A 16,601-nucleotide genomic window follows, 5' to 3' on the forward strand; every position below is an offset into this window, starting at 1 on the left:
AAACGATTGTCCCGCAAAGAAATCACCCGGACCAGGTCATGCCCCGGATCGGTCAAGACCGGGGCGGCCCGCGACGTCAAGGCTTCGGGTTTTCCATGCCCGGGTCGACCTGTCAACGGCCCTGTCAATGAAGATGCCCGGAGCCACCATAGCCTTGACTCCCCTTCCCCGTGATGTCAGAAATACAGGAGAAACACGATTCGAACACCCTTGATTCTCGGACGATCGACCATGCCCTCACGACGCATTCTCAAAGTCGGATGCCCTCTGCTCGCCACATTACTGGCTCTGGCCATGATTCCAGTTGCCTTCTGGTCATGCGGCCAGGATCGTCCCGTCCGTATCGGCTTTGCCGGTTCGCTGTCGGGACGGTTTTCAGACTTGGCCACCGAGGGGCTAAACGGGCTGCAACTGGCCGTGGACGAGCAGAACCAGGTCGGCGGAATCCAAGGGCGGAGGGTGGAAGTACTGGTCAGGGACATCGGCTACGACTCGAGCCTGGCCGCTGAGGCTTTCATCCAGCTGGTCGACGAAGGAGTTGTAGCAGTGGTCGGACCCATGACCAGCGCCATGGCCCCGGCCATGATCGCTGAGGCCGATCAGCTGCGCGTTCCGATTCTTTCGCCCACGGTCAGTTCCAATGCCCTGGCCGGCAAAGACGATTGGTTTCTCCGGGTCATGAGCCCGAGCAAGGCCGAAAGCGTCAGACTAGCCGGGTACGCCGCCAAGGAACTGAATCTTCGTCGCCTCATGGCGGTGGTCGATGTCTCCAACGCCAACTACTCCCTGGAATACGTCGACAACTTCCGGGCCGCATTTTTGGAAACAGGCGGCCTCGAGGTCCTGGAGCAACGGTTCGACACCCGGACAAAGCCAGAATTCCGAACTTTGGCGTCCACAGTGGTCCATGCCAGGCCCGAGGCCGTGCTCCTGGTCACCGGGGCCCTGGACGGAGCCATGATCTGCCAGCACCTCCGTCTCGGGGGTATGAACGGACACTTGCTTTCCTCGGGATGGGCCATGACCGCCGATTTCGTTGCCCAGGCCGGCCAGAGCGGCGAGGGAACCCTGTTCTGCCACCCCTTCAAGCCCATGACCGGAGCCCACCACAAGTTTCTCGACCGATTCCGCCAGCGGTTCGGGCACGACCCTGGCTTTGCCGGGGCCATGGCCTACGAATCCGGCTTGACGATCCTTCAAGCCATGAAGCAAACTCTCGAACCGAAGCGGATCAAGGATATCCTGCTCCAGGACCGTGAATATGCTGGTGTTCAGGGATCCTTCAGATTCGACAGGTACGGAGATGCCCAGCGGGCCATGTTCCTGATTGAAGTCCGCGACGGAATCCTGCGCGGTCTGGAGGGGTAAACCCATGCCAGATCTCCGCCTGTCCCGGCTTCTCGTTCTGGCATCCGCCACAATCGGTCTGGCCCCTCTTTTGCTGACCGGACTCATCGTCTCCGGCCTCGTAGAGCGGGAGATGGACGTCCAGACCCGCTCGGCCCAGATCGTGTTCGCCCAGGCCGTGTCCAAGGAGGTTGAACTCTTTCTGGCCGAACCGGCCCGGCTTCTCTCCAGCGTGGCCCTGGCCATGGACGGCCCCAAGGCAGTTATTTCCCAAGACCGAATCGACGAATATCTGGCCCTGACCCTGGCCCATTATCCCTATTTTTTGCGAATACTGGCCCTCGACCACCGCGGGAGGGTCGCCAGGGTCACCCCATACGACCCTGACCTCATCGGCCTCGACCTGAGCCGACAGGCCTTCTTTCATCCTCCGGCGATCGACCTCCAGCGTTGGTGGTCGCCGCCCTTTATCTCCTCGGATACCGGGGAGCCGACCCTGGCTCTGAGCGTCAGGACCGGGTTCGGGCTTCTTGTCGGTTACATCGACCTGTCCTTTCTGGCCCGGATGACATCCTCGTTCACCATCGGAAAATCCGGGTACGTGATCCTGACCGATCAGAACGGGGTGGTCCTGGCCCACCCGGACCGGGCTTTAGCACTGCAGCGCTACAATATCTCCCATCTGGCCCCGGTGGCCATGTCCCTGGCCGGAAGGCCCGGTTCGGGGCGCTACCAGTACCGGGGCCAGGACAAGATCGGCACCTCGGCCGCAGTCCCCCTGTCGGGCTGGACAGTCTTGGTCACCCAACCGGCATCAGAGATCGAGACCGTCCAGACCAACGTGACCCGCATCTTCTGGACCATGGCCGCCCTGGTGTCCATCCTGGTCTTCATCCTGTCCCTGCTCTTTTCCCGACGGGTGTCCCGGGCCCTGGATCGACTCGTCCAAGGAACCGAAAGCATCGCCAGAGGCGACTACGGAACAGGCCTCCCGGACCAGCCGTATAGGGAATTTAAACGTCTGGCCGAGTCCATCGAGGCCATGGCCCGCGCCGTTCAGGACCGGGAGGCCGCGGTCAAATCCGGGGAGCGGAACTTGGCCATTACCCTGCAATCCATTGGAGAGGGAGTCGTGTCCGTGGACGGGGACGGTCGAATCCAGCGGATGAACCCTTCGGCCGAAGCCCTCCTGGGTCTCTCGGCCAAAGAAGCCGTTGGCACCGACCCGACGAATCTGCTGCGACTCAAGGACGGCGAATCCAGGCCGATAACCTGTATCTGGGCCCAAGGAACCATTCAGGATTCGTCCGACCCGGTCCGGTCGGGGGATCTCCTCTTCCTGGAAAACGTAAAGGAAAATACGATCCCGGTGGCCGTCAGTGGCGCCCCCGTTGTCGATAACGGCCATAAACTGGGAGCGGTTTGGGTCCTCCGGGACATGACCGACCGCCACCGCATTGAGGAGCAGCTCCGTCATTCCCAAAAAATGGAGACCATCGGCCGCTTGGCAGGCGGCGTGGCCCACGACTTCAACAACATGGTTGCCGGGATCATGAACGCAGCCGAGGCCCTGGACATGAAGCTCGGAGACCGGACCGACCTGTCCAAGTACGTGCGCATCATTGCCGAGGCAGCCGAACGGGCCGCCGACCTGACCCGCAAGCTTTTGGACTTCTCCCGCAAGGGCAAGGCCCTGTCTACGCCCATGGATGTCCATGAGAGCGTCCGCCTCGTGTCCGACATCCTGGCCCGAAGCGTCGATCCGGGCATCCGCATCGGCCTCGACCTCAAAGCCACGGCGTCCTGCGTCGTCGGGGATCCAACGCAACTCCAGAACGCCCTCCTCAACCTGGCCTTGAACGCCCGCGACGCCATGCCCGAAGGCGGCCAACTGACCATCGCCACGGAAAATATGGATCTGGACGAGAAAACCTGTCGAAGCATGCCCTTCCCCCCGAGCCCGGGTCGCTTCATTCGCATTGACGTCCGGGACACCGGGGTCGGAATCGAGCCAGGAGATTTGGAGCGGATCTTCGAGCCCTTCTTTAGTACCAAACCCGTGGGCCAGGGCACCGGTCTCGGCCTGCCCTCGGTCTACGGCATGGCCCGTGACCATGGCGGAGCCATCACCGTCCAAAGTCGCCCCGGATCTGGAAGCGAATTTTCACTCTATCTCCCGGTATCCGAGGCCCTTGTCGGCCGAAGGCCCGGCAGCGGCGGCCAGATAGCCAGGGGCTCCCGTTCAGGGCTGATCTTGGTTGTTGACGACGAGCGCATGATAAGGGAAATCGTCACCGACATTCTGGAGGATCTCGGCTTCAAGGTCGTTTCGGCCGAGAACGGTCGAAAGGCCGTGGAAATCTACCATCGCCGCTGGCGGGAAATCACGCTGGTGCTCATGGATCTGGTCATGCCGGACATGAACGGCCGGGAGGCCTTCGAGGCCATGCAGAGCATATGCCCCGAGGCCAAAATCGTCTTCGCCTCGGGATTCAGCCACGGGGTCGGCAGAAAGGAACTTGAGGACAGGGGCGCGGCCGGATTCCTGTCCAAGCCCTATAAGGTTGCCGACCTAGTTCGCATGCTCGACGATCTCGGGGTCGGCCAAGACTGATTTGGCCAGTCAAAGAGGAATCCATGCCTATCTACGAATTCTACTGCCCCTCGTGTCATGTCGTGTTCAGCTTCTTCTCCCTTCGGATGGACACGGAGACCGTTCCGGCCTGCCCCCGTTGCCACCGGGAGCATCTCGTCCGCCAAGCCTCGGTCTTTTCTCTGGGGAAAAAACGGCCCGACGGCGATGAAGGGGATGGAGGCATGCCCGACATCGACGAATCCAGGCTGGAAAAGGCCATGCAGGGCCTGATGAACGACTCCGGGGCCTTGGACAGTGACGATCCGAGACAGGCCGCCCGCCTCATGCGTCGGCTCTTTCGTGACGTCGGGTTGGAGCCCGGGCCCGGCATTGACGAGGCCATGAGACGCATGGAGGCCGGGGAGGATCCGGAAAAAGTCGAGGCCGAACTCGGAGACGCCCTTGATGAAGACCCGTTCACCGCTGGGCTCTGGAAAAAGGCCTCGGGCCGGATCAGACCGCCCGAGCACGACGAGACTCTCTACGACCTGAAGGGATGATCCCCGATTCCTGAAGCCTTCCCCTTCCCCTGATCCCGTTTTCCGCGGGACTTCTTCATTCCGTACATCCTCCGGTCGGCGTCTGCCAGCATATCTTCGATGGCCAGTCCGGCCACGTGGGCCGTCACCCCGACCGAGGCCCCGACGCGGAGATCTGTCGGCCGCCCGGCCAGGGTCTGTAAATCGATTTCCTCGATGGCGCCGACGATTCGGCCGACAAAGGAGGACACCTGGTCAGCCCCGACATCGGTCAGCATGACGATGAACTCGTCCCCACCAAGACGGACAAAGATGTCATGCTTTCGGACGATGGCACGAATCCGATCCCCTACTTCGATCAGGACCCTGTCTCCCACGTCGTGCCCCAGGGTGTCGTTGACCTGCTTGAACCGATCCAGATCGATGAACAGCAGGCAGACTGGAAATCCCTTGCGCTCGGAAAAATCCAGAAGCCTTTGGGCGTGGAGGACGAGATAGTTACGATTGTGAGCCTTGGTCAAAGGGTCCACGGTGGACAGACGGACCAGTCGCTCGTGGTCCATGAGGGTGGTCAGGTTGCATGCCAGAAGATAGCAGTAATGTTCGAGAAAATCCGTGGCCTGGGCCGGAGTGAACCTTTCCGGATCCTTGGCAAACAGACCCAGGACCCCGAAAAGCATCGTCGGTCGATACTTGTCGAAAAGCAGCCTGACAAAGCAGGAACCCTCAGGGCTCCATTCTTCCGGGCGTGGAAGAACCGTGTCGACCTGTGGAAATCTTCGGGTCCGGACCGTCGGACCGATGAAAAAGGTCGCACCTTCGGTCACGTCGTTCAGATGGCTGGCGAACTCTACGAGGTGCTTCGATGCAGCCAGATAGATTCCCTCGGGACAGACGTCCCGGCAACTATCTTCGTCCAGGACGAGGCGGACCGCGTCCAGCCCCATGGACCTGACAATCTCCTCGACGAAACCGGGCAGTTCCTCCAGGGTCCTAATGGACTGGATTCGTCGGATGTCGGATTGAAGACGGTGGAAGATGTTCAGGGCCTGCAGAAAACGCTGCTCACCGCCCCGCTTGGCTTCGGCCAATCTCCTGGCCGATTCCGTCAATCGCTCCAGCTCCTCCAGAATTCTCGCGTGTTCCCGACGGAGGGCGTCAACGGCCGACCTGATCTGCCCCGCATCCTGAAAAGCCACGGCCCTGTCCAGGGCGGCAAGATGTTCTTCGAATTGATCCATGGGTTGCTTCACATATTTGTCCGAGAATCTATCCGGAGCCGCCTGGCCCGGCAAGTGCATATTTCCCCTTCGACCGACCCTCTCCGGATCGATTGGCTGAAAAATTGCATTAAATCTCCGCAGGAGGAGCCAGACCATGCAGGCAAGTATGTACAGCGGCCTTTTCGGGGCCATGACCCAGGAAGCACGCCTGGACGTGATCGCCAACAATTTGGCCAACGCCAACACCACCGGCTTCAAGAAGGACAATTTGGCCTTCAGGAACACGTTCCGGCTCTACGCCCACGACAGAATCGATCCCAACAGAGCGCTTCAGGACGACATCCCCTGGGTCAAGGATGAGCAATTGTCCATGACCCGAATCGGTCGCCACCACGTGGACTTTTCCCAGGGCGGACTCAGGAGGACGGACAACGAGCTCGATCTGGCCCTGAACGGTGAGGGATTCCTCAAAGTCCGTACCCCTGATGGGGATTTCTACACCCGTAGCGGCCAGTTCCAGCTGAACGCTGCCGGCCAGGTGGCGTCGGCCTCCGGAAATCTCCTTCTGGGACAGGCCGGGCCCATGACCCTCGAAGAAGGGAGCCGGGTCCAGATCGACAACTCCGGAGGCGTGTACGTCAACGGCGAACTGGTCGACACCCTTGATGTGGTCAGCTTCGAGGACCTCAGGGTCCTGGAAAAAATCGGGGACAACCTCTTCCGGGTCAGGCCCGAGGTCATGGCCCAGGAAATCCCGGCCGAGGGGACCATGATCGAACAGGGGGCACTGGAGAGTTCGAACGTCGAGGTGGTCCGGGAAATGGTCAACATGATCGAGACCCTGCGCATCTTCGAGGCCTGTCAAAAAAGCATGCAGGACAGTTTGCAGAACGACCAGAAGGTCATGACCGAGGTCGGCAAGACCAGATAGCTTGGCCCGCATGGGCCTGGAGGAGAACCGATATGATACGATCCCTGTGGACGGGCGCTTCGGGAATGATCGCCCAACAATTGAGCATCGACGTTATCGCCAACAACCTGGCCAACGTGAACACGACCGGGTTCAAGAAAAGCCGAGCCGAGTTCGAAGACCTCATGTACCAGAACCTGAAAATCGCCGGAGTCCAGAACGTCAACGGTGACCGCCTGCCCACGGGCATCCAGATCGGCCTGGGCGTCCGGCCCACGGACGTGCACAAAATCTTTACCCAGGGCGACTTCAAACACACCGGCAACCCGCTGGACATCGTCATTCAAGGTGACGGGTTCTTTCTCCTCAACGTCAACGGTGAGGAAGCTTACACCAGGGCCGGGGCCTTCAAACCCGATGCCGACAACCGACTCGTCAACGCCAACGGATACCCTCTACAGCCCGAATTCACCATACCCAATGAGGCCACAAATTTTGTCGTAACTGAAGACGGTCGTATAAGCGCCTTGGACTCGGCCGGGAATGAGCTAGCCTCCGTGGACATCCAAATCTATACATTCATCAACCCTGCCGGATTGAAGGCCATGGGCCGCAACCTCTACCTGGCCGCCGAAGGGTCAGGAGACCCCATCGAAGGCACGCCGGGCACCGACAACTTCGGCACTCTGGCCCAGGGCTATCTGGAATCCTCCAATGTCGAACTGGTGGATGAGATGGTCAGCATGATCGTCGGCCAGAGGGCCTACGAGATCAACTCCAAGACCGTGACCACCTCGGACGAAATGCTCAAGATGGCCATGCAGCTCAAGAGGTAGGGTGAGAGGATGAGGTCGTCATTGGTCATCGGTCTGGCTTGCCGCATCTGGCTGTGCTTGGTTGTGGCCGTATCCTTCCATACCCAGGCCTGGGCCGGACTGCCTCCGGACAGGATCCATGTCCTCGATTCGGTCTGCGTTGATGCCGACGACATCAGCCTGAAAGATATCACCCGGGCCTCAGGACCCCACGCCGAGGCCTTGCGTGAGGCCTTCGGTGCCGAGATCGTAGCCACCTTCAGCGCCTCCGGCCCCGACCGGATGACTATCTCCGGGGCCACCCTCGCCAGTCGTCTTGAAGAGATTCTTGGAACCCGGGCCGTGGACTGCATCATACCAACGGTTACGACCGTCCAACGCGGCGGTCGAGTTCTGGACGCCACGGCCATCCAGGGCCTTATTGTCGATTTTTTGACAAAGCGGACTGCCGACCTGCCTGGTGAAATCAAGTTCCGAGAATTTCGGCTTCCCTCGCCGATCTTCTTGCCCGACACTCACTCCAGACTGGATGTCGAGGCCAGCCGGACCGATCCGGGCCGGGTGACCCTGACCCTGACTGCCGTCGACGGCCAGGGCAAAACGCTGCGCAAATACTCCGCCGGAGCTTTCATCGATCAGTGGGTGGCCGTGCCCTGCGCGGCCAGGCCCATGAACCGGCAGGACATCGTTGGCCCTCAGGCCGTGAGGTTCGAAACCAAGAATCTGGCCTTTATCCGTGGCAATCTCTGGGATGGTCTGGGCGGACCGTGGAGAATGACCAGGTCCGTCGGCATGGGCCAACCCATCCTAGCAGAGGCCATCGAGCCCGTGCCCGACGTCCGAAACGGCGACAGGGTCCAACTGGTGTTCGAGGGAAAAAACGTGACCCTGACCGTCCCGGCCAGGGCACTGGAGGACGGTCGAGTGGGTTCCAGCATCCCGGTCCTCAACTTGCAGAGCAATAGAGAGATCATCGCCAGAATTCGATCCCACGACCGGGTCGTGGTCCAGTGAATGTCTAAGGAGGAATCATGTCCAGAACGGCAATCGTCATCTCGCTTGCGGCCGTGTTGTTGGCCGGTGCGCTCTCAGGCTGCGCTCCGTCCAGAAAACGCTCGGTTCCCATGCCGGTCCTGACTGTTCCACCCGAACCGGAAGTGGATCAGGTCGTGAACCCCGGCTCCATGTTCCAGCCCGAGGGGGCCAGCTATCTCTTCGCCGACACCAGGGCCCGGAGGGTGGGCGACATCGTGGTCGTCAACATCGTCGAATCCACCACGGCCAAGAACAAGGCCACCACCAAGTCCAACAAGGATTCGAGCATCGACCTGGGCGTGGGGGCCTTCATGGGACGCCAGGACTTTCTCGGGGCCCCCATCGGGGCCGAATCCATGATCAAGGCCGGATCCAGCGGCAAGCTAAATAGCGACGGCGAAACCAAGCGGGAGAACTACATCACCTCCTCGGTAGCCGCCCGTATCGTTAGGGTCGTCAACAACGACCTGTATGAAATCGAAGGAGCCAGGGAGACTAGGGTCAACGACGAAACACAGATCATCGTCGCCCGGGGATTGATTCGGGCCCGGGACATCGCCCCGGACAACACCATCCCGTCCAACAAGATCGCCAACGCAAAGATTGAACTTTTCGGCGAAGGCGTTCTGGCCGACCGTCAGAAGCCCGGCTGGCTGACCCGCATCCTAGACAATGTCTGGCCGTTCTAGGCCTGGAGGATGACCATGACCCATCGTAGAATCCAATGCATCCCCCCCCGGGTCTGCGGTCTGGCCCTGCTGGCGGTCCTGATCCTGGCCGCGACAACGGCCGGAGCGGTCCGCCTCAAAGACGTTTCGTCCTTCAGCGGTGTCCGATCCAACCAACTGGTCGGCTACGGTCTTGTCGTCGGCCTCCCAGGGACCGGTGACAAGGGAGGATCCCGCTTCACCATCCAATCCCTGGCCAATATGCTTGAAAACATGGGGGTCCGCGTCGACGAGGCCCAGCTCAAGGTCAAGAATGCTGCCGCGGTCATGGTCACCGCCCGCATGCCCGTCTCAGCCGGACCGGGAAGCGGACTGGATGTGACCGTATCCTCCATCGGGGACGCGGCCAGTCTGGTTGGCGGTGTGCTCCTGCTCACTCCCCTCAAAGGCATCGACGGCAAGGTCTACGCCCTGGCCCAGGGCCCCATGCTCGTCGGAGGGTATTCGGCCGGAGGCGACGCGGCCACAGCCACCAAAAACATCACCACCGTGGCCAAGATCCCCGGCGGAGCCACCGTGGAACGGGCCGTACCCTTCCAGTTCAACACCCAGGACGTGGTGACCATTAACCTGTCCACCAGCGATTTTTCGACCACCAAACGGATTCTGGACCGGATCAACGACGCCATGGGCGGGGACTATGCCCGGGCCGAAAACGTTTCCACTGTCCAGGTCCGGGTCCCGGACCGTTTCCAGGGAAATCTGGTCCCCTTGGTGGCCTCCCTGGAAAATCTGGAAGTCAACCCTGACGCCCGGGCCCGGGTGGTCGTGGACGAGAACACCGGCACCGTGGTTCTGGGGGCCAACGTGACCATGTCCCGGGTGGCCGTGACGCACGGCAATCTCCACGTGGTCGTCAAGGAAACGCCCCAGGTCTCCCAGCCTGGACCATTCTCCGACGGAGAGACCGTGATCGTTCCTGAAACACAGCTCCAGGTCCGTGAGGAACGTAGGAATCTGGTCCTAGTCGAAGGGGCCACAATCCAGGAACTTGTCGACGGTCTGAACCGCATCGGAGCTTCGCCCAGGGACGTCATGTCCGTGCTCATGACTCTCAAGGCCGCCGGAGCCCTGCACGCCGAACTGGAAGTCATCTGAGTTCGTTCAATCATCGGAGGTACGACATGGACATGCAAGGAATGATAGACTCGACCATGATCAAGGCCGGAGAGGCCATGACCGGCCGACACGCCGACGGTCTCGACCGTCTCGCCGCCAAGAAAGGCCGGGCCGAGGAACCCGAACTCCGCCAGGCCTGCGAAGGTTTCGAGACCATGTTCGTGGCCAAACTCTGGGAAAAGATGCGCTCAACGGTCCAGAAGGAAGCCTCCATGCACGGCAAGCAGGAGGACAAGTACTTGGCATTGTTCGACCAGGGCTTTGCCGAACACATCGTTTCCGCTGGCGGAGTCGGACTTGGTCGGATGCTCTTCGAATCCCTCAGGGAACGGCTGGCCGAGGCCAGCACCCAAACCCGGCCTGCCGAGTCCTCCCCTGTCGGGCTCGGAAACGGATCTTCTTCCGGGGAAACCGTCCGCCACGAAGACCGCTCAGATGCCCATGCCCTGCTCAAGGCCAGCGAACTGGCTGACAGAATCGTGGCCCTTGAACTCGACAAAAGCTGACTCCGGCCATTCCAAGGTCTATCCGGCCCGACCTCGCCTCTGGCCAAGAACTTGCTAAGACTTGGATATGGCTTGCCGACAAAGGCAAACCGGAAATTTTTACCGCCAGGATGGAGTTGGTCATGAAGCTCATCGCCGCCGGTCTCGACCGCCAAAACAAGGCACTCTCTCTCCTCTCCCGCTTGCTGGACGAGGAATTCTTCCTGCTCCGGTCCTCCCGCCCCAGGGAAATCGCCGGGTTGCAGTTCTCCATTCAGGAACTCCTGCGCCAGTTGACGGCCGAGCGTGAAGGAACCAGGACCCGTCTACTCTCCATCCACCCCGAGGCCGAAACGGTCCGGGATCTTCTCCCCTCCCTGTCCGACAAGCTCCGGCATCTGTTTGAGACTCTCTTGGATCGAATCGACACCAACGAAAAGACGTGCGGATCTAAGGCCACTCGAAACAGCGACGTCGCCCTGGCCCTGGCCGAGCAGAGCCGATCCCTCCTGGCCTTTTTCCATTCGCAAGTCGCCCCCCGGAACCGGGGGGTTTACGCCTCCAGCGGCAGATGGAAGGAAGAGTGCGGCGGACCGTCCCTTTTCCACGGGAGGCTCTAGATGGCCGGCATCGACACCGTTCTGAACACCGGGAAGTGGGCCCTGTTCGCGGCCCAGTCCCAGATTTCGGTCACCGGCAACAACATTGCCAACGTAAACACCCCGGGATACCGGCGGCAGACCGTGATCCTGCAGGAAGGCATGAGCCTCGACGGTCGACCGGGCCAGATCGGCACCGGCGTGGTGGCCAAGGAGGTCATTCGCCATTTCGACGCCTTCATCGAAGCACAATACAACGACAAGGCCGCTGACCGGGAAAAGTGGGCCAAACTCAGGGACAGCCTTTCCAATGTGGAGATGCTCGTCAACGAGGCCAATGGCCAGGGTTTGAGCGAGGCCATGGAACTCTTCTGGCAAGACTGGCAGGATCTTGCCGCTAGGCCCGATGACGGAAACACCCGGGCGGCACTCCTTGGGCATGCCCAGAATCTCCTGGGCACCCTGTCCCTCATGGACGGCCAGATGGATACGCTCCGAGGCCAGATGAACGATTTCATCCGGCAGGATGTCGACGAAGTCAACGCCCTGCTCAAGGAAATCGCTGGCCTCAACAGTCAGATCTCCCTACACCTCGAAGAGGGCAAGAATAATCCCAACTCCCTTTACGATGAGCGCGATCAAAAGATCAGACTTTTGGCCGAAAAGATGGACGTGAAGACCATTGAGAAGGACATGGGCCAAGTCATGGTTCTGACCCGAGCCGGGCATACCCTGGTGGACGGCCCGGAATTTTTTTCCCTGTCCTTTGAGCAGGGCAAGACCCAGACCTACCTGACCGGAGCCTCATCCTTTTCTGGTTCCATTGAGTATGCCGGGGAGTCGGGCCATGAGATCACCGTCGAGGTGGTTGACCCAGGGGCCGTCGGGACTGCCACCTTCCGGGTTTCGGTGGACGGTGGAAGCTCATGGCTCAAGGACGAAGACGGCAATGACCTCCACTTCTCAGCCGAAGAGTACGCTGGCCGGGCCAGCATCCTGAACGGCCAGATCCAGATCTGGTTCGAGCCCGGGGGAGCTTTGGCCGCCGGAGATCGCTTCGAACTGATCCCCAAGAAGGCCCTGTATTGGCACCAAACCACTGCCTCAGCCGTGAACATCACCCCCCGCATCCTGGAAGACGGGACTGAAGACCCCCGCAGGCTGACGGGTGGTTCACTGGCCGGATTCTTTCAGTTCCGGGACACCTACGTCGGCCGATATCAGGAAAAACTCGACGAGTTCGCCCGCAGCCTGGCCTGGGAAGTGAACCGCATCCACTCCCAAGGCGCCGGCCAGACCGGATTTACGTCCGTCTCTGGCACCTATGGGGTCACCAACAGCACCCTTCCACTGGACAGCGCCAATGCCGGTCTCCTGTTCGGAGATCGTCTCCAGGCCGGCAATCTCAATATCTTCGTCTATGATGCCAATGGAAATCTGGTCTCTCCCGACGCCGGCATCGACTTCGTAGTCGGAGGAGGGAATTTCGATCCAACGAGCATGAGTCTCGACGACGCGGCCTCGGCCGTAAGCGCCAGGGATCACCTGACAGCAAGCATCAGCGGGGGCAAGCTGCTCATCGAAGCCGAATCGGGGTATTCCTTTGTCTTCGGCACGGACAGCACCGGGCTTCTGGCCGCCTTGGGCTTGAACACCTTCTTTTCCGGGGGCAACGCCGGAGATCTGGCCCTCAACCCCATGGTCCAGGGCAGCATCGCCCACATCAACTCCGGCCATGTCAACGGGGCCGGTGAATTCAATCCCGGGGACAACACCACGGCCCGGGCCATCGCCGAACTCCAGCACAAGAACGTCAGCATCAACACGATCTACGAGGGTACCACCAGCCAGACCCTCCAGCAGTACTACAATTCCCTGGTTGGCAACATTGGGGCCGACACAAGCATGGCCAAGTACAACTTCCAGTACCAGTCGGCTCTGGCCCAGGACCTCAACTCCCGACAGGAGGAGATATCCGGCGTCAACCTGGACGAGGAGATGAGCAACCTCATCCGCTTCCAGCATTCGTACACGGCCGCGGCCAAGCTCATCACCACGGCCGACCAGATGTTCAAGACATTACTTGGCCTCAAGAACTGAGCGAGGATCCCATGTTCAGAGTATCTCACCGAGACATCTACACCAATCTCGTCGGCAACCTGAATCAGGCCACCTCCCGGCTTATGGAGCTCAACATTCAGGCGGCCAGCCAGAAAAAGGTCAACAAACCCTCGGACGATCCCGTGGGTATGGCCAGGATTCTGGACTACCGGAACTCGATCGCCTCCCTACAGCAGTACCAGACCAACATCGACACGGCCAAGGGCTGGCTCGGTCTGGCCGACCAAACCCTCATGCAGGTCAACACCGTGGTCACCAGGGCACGAACCCTGGCCGAACAAGGTGCCACCGGAACCATGACCCAAGAAAATCGGGAGGCCATCGCCTTCGAGGTCCGTCAGCTTTTCGACCAGCTCGTCACTCTGTCCAATGCCGAGTACGAAGGCCAAAGCATCTTCGCCGGCCACAAGACCAAGGACAATGCCTTTGAAAAGACCCTGGCCCTGGATGTGCGTAACACGAATTGGGAGCTGGCCGATGACGAGTTTTTTGGCATTGGCGGCAACACGGATCGGACTATTGCCGTTCAATTCCTTGATGACGGGCAGGTGACGGGCGGGGTCGTGCAAGGCGCACTGACTGATCCTCCTCTGAACTACAGGTATTCATCGGATGGCGGCTTGACGTGGGCAAACGGAAGCATTGAACGCGGTGCTTCGACCTTGGACTTGGGCGGGGTGACCGTGGAGCTGGCCGGCAACGCGACCATCGACGGATCAGGAACCGACAACACCAAGATGAACGAAGGCACTTGGCTCGTGGTCAGGCCTTCGGCCGAATACAAAGGCGATGATGAGGACGAAATCACTGTTGACCGTTTCCTGGGCTCCGGCAGCACTGTGGCCGATTCCTCGGCCCAAGGGTCGTTCCCCAAGGACGTCTTGGTCCGCATCGACAATGCCTGGACCAGCGCCGCCGGCGGCACCCTAGAGTACGCCTACAGTCTCGACGGCGGCAACACCTGGACCTCGGGGCAAACCACCGAAACCACGGCACCCGCCACAGAGGCAACACTCCTGGTCTCCGGCGGCAAGCTGACCCTTGACGCCACGGGCCTGAACCCGGGAGACCAGTTCGGAATCCGGCCCAACAGGGCCAGGATGAACGTTGAGATCGGGCCTGGACAGACCATCCAGATTAACTCCATTGGCAAAGACATCTTTGGCGGTATCTATCAAAGTCAGGCCGTTTCCTTTTCCACGGCCGACGCGAACCTCTTCGAAACTCTGGGCAAGCTTGTGGCCGCCTTCGAGACTAACGACCAGGCTGGCATCCAGTCCGGACTGGCCGGGCTCAAATCCGCACAGCAGCACGTCAACACCCAGCTGGCCAGCGTTGGCGCTCGGGAGAACCGCCTGGACATCGCTGACACGGTTCTCAGTGGTCTGGAACTCAATCAGGAGGAACGCCTGAGCAAGATCGAGGACGTGGATCTGGCCGAGTTAATGACCAAACTTGCAAATCAGCAGATGACCTATGAGGCCGTGCTCAGGTCGTCGTCCATGATCATGAAGATGAGCATGGTTAACTACGTCTAGGCCCGACGGGAACGAGGACGCCGAACATGCTCATTCTGACCAGGCGACCCGGTGAGAGCATATATCTCGGGGAAACCATCAAGGTCACGGTGTTGGGCTGCAAAGGAAACCAGGTCCAGCTTGGCCTGGACGTGCCCGAGGAACTCCCGGTCTACCGGGAGGAAATCTATCTCAAGGTCCAGAAACAGAACCGACTGGCCATGGCCAGCCGGGAGGAAGATCTGATCAAGGTGACTTCGATATGGAAAAGCGACGATTCAGGGAAATCTCGACTCGAATAGGGCGACAGAGAGTCTTTCTCGACAAGTGCCTCTATTTCCCGCGAGGGCTGATCGGTTTCGAAAAGGCCAGGGACTTCGTCCTGCTCCAAGTCCGGGAAGGCTCCCCGTTCCTCCTCCTTCAATGCACCGAGGACCCAAGTCTGGGCCTTCTGGTCACCGACCCGTATGTTTTTCTGGAAGATTGGAGGATTGAAGTCGGAACGGCCGAACAAAAGGTTCTCAGAGTCGGCGGCCTACGGGAATTGGCCGTACTGGTCACCGTGACGATCCCCGAGGGCAATCCGGAAAAAACAGCTCTGAATCTGACCGGCCCCGTGGTCATCAACAGCCGACTGCGCATCGGCCTTCAAATCCCTCAGACCAACGGGAAGGCCCGAAGCAACATCCTCATCAGCGATCTAAGGCCGAGGGCTGCAGACCCGCAGCCAGGTCCAGCTCTTCTTGCAGGAGTTTGACGGCCGTGCGGCGGCTGTCGGGGCTGTAGGTTCCCGACTGGACCTGGGTCTTGAGTTCCTGAACCCGCTCGGTCCTGACCCCCGGGTCGTCCATGGCCGAGTGCATGGCCAAAGCCCGAAGTCGGCCTTCGCTGGACAGGGAAACATGATCCGAAGACTGGGTCCCAGACTGTTCCTCCCGTCGACGCTCGGAGATTTTCGGCGACCGGTCCTCGACCCGCTTGCCGTCAAAAACACCTGCCTGGTTCAGGTAGTTCTGTATTTTCATGGTCTGCTCTCCATTGCTCCTCAGATCATGGTCTCATCGACCTTTTCCCGGGTTATGCCCCACAGGCGGGCCATAACCTTCTCCTTTCTCTCCGGCCCGGGATCCACGACCTGACCGTCCTTGTTCTCGAGGATCTGAAGACCCTCGCCTCCGGCATGGTAGGTAAATACGAATTCCGTTTCGAATTCCCTGTTCAAGGCGGCCCTGATGCTGTTGACCACTGCGTTGTCCGTGGACGAGCCCATAAGGTTTTCCACGATCTCGTTGGTCACCCGGGCCACCAGTTGGCTGCGCTTGGCTGCTTGCGAGATGCTCACGGTATCTCCTCCCTGGTCAGCCGGATTCAGGAGCTTCCTGATCCGGGCCAGACGGCGAGCGGCATCCACCTGTTGGTCGTATGTCCGCATGACGTTCTTGACGAGGAAGGGGCTGATGGTCACGTGTATTACACCTCTTAATGCCATCATCGGCCGCCCTTTGAAAAAACTTTAGGGCTCGAACCAAAAATTATCCAGAAAAAATCCTATCCGCGGCAATGGTCCCCGAGATGACCACGGCTTCGA

At 60.2% G+C, this 16,601-nt stretch carries 17 protein-coding genes; 14 read left to right on the forward strand and 3 right to left on the reverse strand.

The genetic code is table 11. From position 1 onward, the window contains the following. Positions 1-231: 231 nt before the first annotated feature. The 3 genes from EOM25_03600 to EOM25_03610 are packed head-to-tail and all read left to right on the forward strand — an operon-like array spanning position 232 to position 4,482. Complete coding sequence (locus EOM25_03600) at positions 232-1,368, forward strand: amino acid ABC transporter substrate-binding protein (protein NCC24275.1); 1,137 nt, start codon at positions 232-234, stop codon at positions 1,366-1,368. A 4-nt stretch (positions 1,369-1,372) separates the two neighbouring features. After that, positions 1,373-3,961 carry a response regulator gene (locus EOM25_03605; GenBank protein NCC24276.1) on the forward strand — a complete coding sequence of 863 codons (2,589 nt, stop codon included), beginning with the start codon at positions 1,373-1,375 and terminating at the stop codon, positions 3,959-3,961. Between the two features lie 23 nt (positions 3,962-3,984). Beyond that, complete coding sequence (locus EOM25_03610; protein NCC24277.1) at positions 3,985-4,482, forward strand: zinc ribbon domain-containing protein; 498 nt, start codon at positions 3,985-3,987, stop codon at positions 4,480-4,482. Here EOM25_03610 and EOM25_03615 read toward each other — a convergent pair. Then, positions 4,464-5,876 carry a sensor domain-containing diguanylate cyclase gene (locus EOM25_03615; protein NCC24278.1) on the reverse strand — a complete coding sequence of 471 codons (1,413 nt, stop codon included), beginning with the start codon at positions 5,874-5,876 and terminating at the stop codon, positions 4,464-4,466. The two genes, EOM25_03610 and EOM25_03615, sit on opposite strands and share 19 nt — an antisense overlap. Between EOM25_03615 and flgF the strand changes: the two genes are divergently transcribed. The 11 genes from flgF (at position 5,839) to fliW (ending at position 15,770) form a co-directional block, all read left to right on the forward strand. Next, positions 5,839-6,615, forward strand: coding sequence for a flagellar basal-body rod protein FlgF (gene flgF, locus EOM25_03620; protein ID NCC24279.1), 777 nt, complete (start codon positions 5,839-5,841; stop codon positions 6,613-6,615). The two genes, EOM25_03615 and flgF, sit on opposite strands and share 38 nt — an antisense overlap. Before the next feature lie 32 nt (positions 6,616-6,647). Further along, positions 6,648-7,430 carry a flagellar basal-body rod protein FlgG gene (gene flgG / locus EOM25_03625; protein NCC24280.1) on the forward strand — a complete coding sequence of 261 codons (783 nt, stop codon included), beginning with the start codon at positions 6,648-6,650 and terminating at the stop codon, positions 7,428-7,430. 9 nt (positions 7,431-7,439) lie between these two features. Next, positions 7,440-8,423, forward strand: coding sequence for a flagellar basal body P-ring formation protein FlgA (gene flgA / locus EOM25_03630; GenBank protein ID NCC24281.1), 984 nt, complete (start codon positions 7,440-7,442; stop codon positions 8,421-8,423). A 17-nt stretch (positions 8,424-8,440) separates the two neighbouring features. Then, positions 8,441-9,133: a flagellar basal body L-ring protein gene (flgH, locus tag EOM25_03635; protein ID NCC24282.1), complete on the forward strand. Its 693-nt coding sequence runs from the start codon at positions 8,441-8,443 to the stop codon at positions 9,131-9,133. 9 nt (positions 9,134-9,142) lie between these two features. Then, positions 9,143-10,270 (forward strand): flagellar basal body P-ring protein FlgI, encoded by a 1,128-nt coding sequence (locus EOM25_03640; protein ID NCC24283.1) that lies wholly within the window; start codon positions 9,143-9,145, stop codon positions 10,268-10,270. Between the two features lie 26 nt (positions 10,271-10,296). Beyond that, positions 10,297-10,797 (forward strand): hypothetical protein, encoded by a 501-nt coding sequence (locus tag EOM25_03645; GenBank protein ID NCC24284.1) that lies wholly within the window; start codon positions 10,297-10,299, stop codon positions 10,795-10,797. Between the two features lie 110 nt (positions 10,798-10,907). Continuing rightward, positions 10,908-11,396, forward strand: coding sequence for a flagellar protein FlgN (locus EOM25_03650; GenBank protein NCC24285.1), 489 nt, complete (start codon positions 10,908-10,910; stop codon positions 11,394-11,396). Next, entirely contained in the window at positions 11,397-13,475 is a 2,079-nt protein-coding gene (flgK, locus tag EOM25_03655) for a flagellar hook-associated protein FlgK (GenBank protein ID NCC24286.1), read from the forward strand. Between the two features lie 11 nt (positions 13,476-13,486). Continuing rightward, the gene (gene flgL / locus EOM25_03660; protein NCC24287.1) at positions 13,487-15,034 is read left to right on the forward strand and encodes a flagellar hook-associated protein 3; all 1,548 of its coding nucleotides are present in this window, start codon (positions 13,487-13,489) and stop codon (positions 15,032-15,034) included. A gap of 26 nt (positions 15,035-15,060) precedes the next feature. Then, on the forward strand, positions 15,061-15,315 hold the full coding sequence (gene csrA / locus EOM25_03665) for a carbon storage regulator (GenBank protein NCC24288.1): 255 nt from the start codon (positions 15,061-15,063) through the stop codon (positions 15,313-15,315). Then, the gene (gene fliW, locus EOM25_03670) at positions 15,276-15,770 is read left to right on the forward strand and encodes a flagellar assembly protein FliW (GenBank protein NCC24289.1); all 495 of its coding nucleotides are present in this window, start codon (positions 15,276-15,278) and stop codon (positions 15,768-15,770) included. The genes csrA and fliW overlap by 40 nt, the downstream gene beginning before the upstream one ends. Here fliW and flgM read toward each other — a convergent pair. Both flgM and EOM25_03680 read right to left on the reverse strand, forming a co-directional pair. After that, positions 15,706-16,062 carry a flagellar biosynthesis anti-sigma factor FlgM gene (gene flgM, locus EOM25_03675; protein NCC24290.1) on the reverse strand — a complete coding sequence of 119 codons (357 nt, stop codon included), beginning with the start codon at positions 16,060-16,062 and terminating at the stop codon, positions 15,706-15,708. The two genes, fliW and flgM, sit on opposite strands and share 65 nt — an antisense overlap. Further along, complete coding sequence (locus EOM25_03680) at positions 16,059-16,478, reverse strand: hypothetical protein (protein NCC24291.1); 420 nt, start codon at positions 16,476-16,478, stop codon at positions 16,059-16,061. Before EOM25_03680 ends, flgM begins: the two co-directional genes overlap by 4 nt. Positions 16,479-16,601 lie beyond the last annotated feature (123 nt).

Source organism: Deltaproteobacteria bacterium, assembly GCA_009929795.1.
GTDB lineage: Bacteria > Desulfobacterota > Desulfovibrionia > Desulfovibrionales > Desulfomicrobiaceae > RZZR01.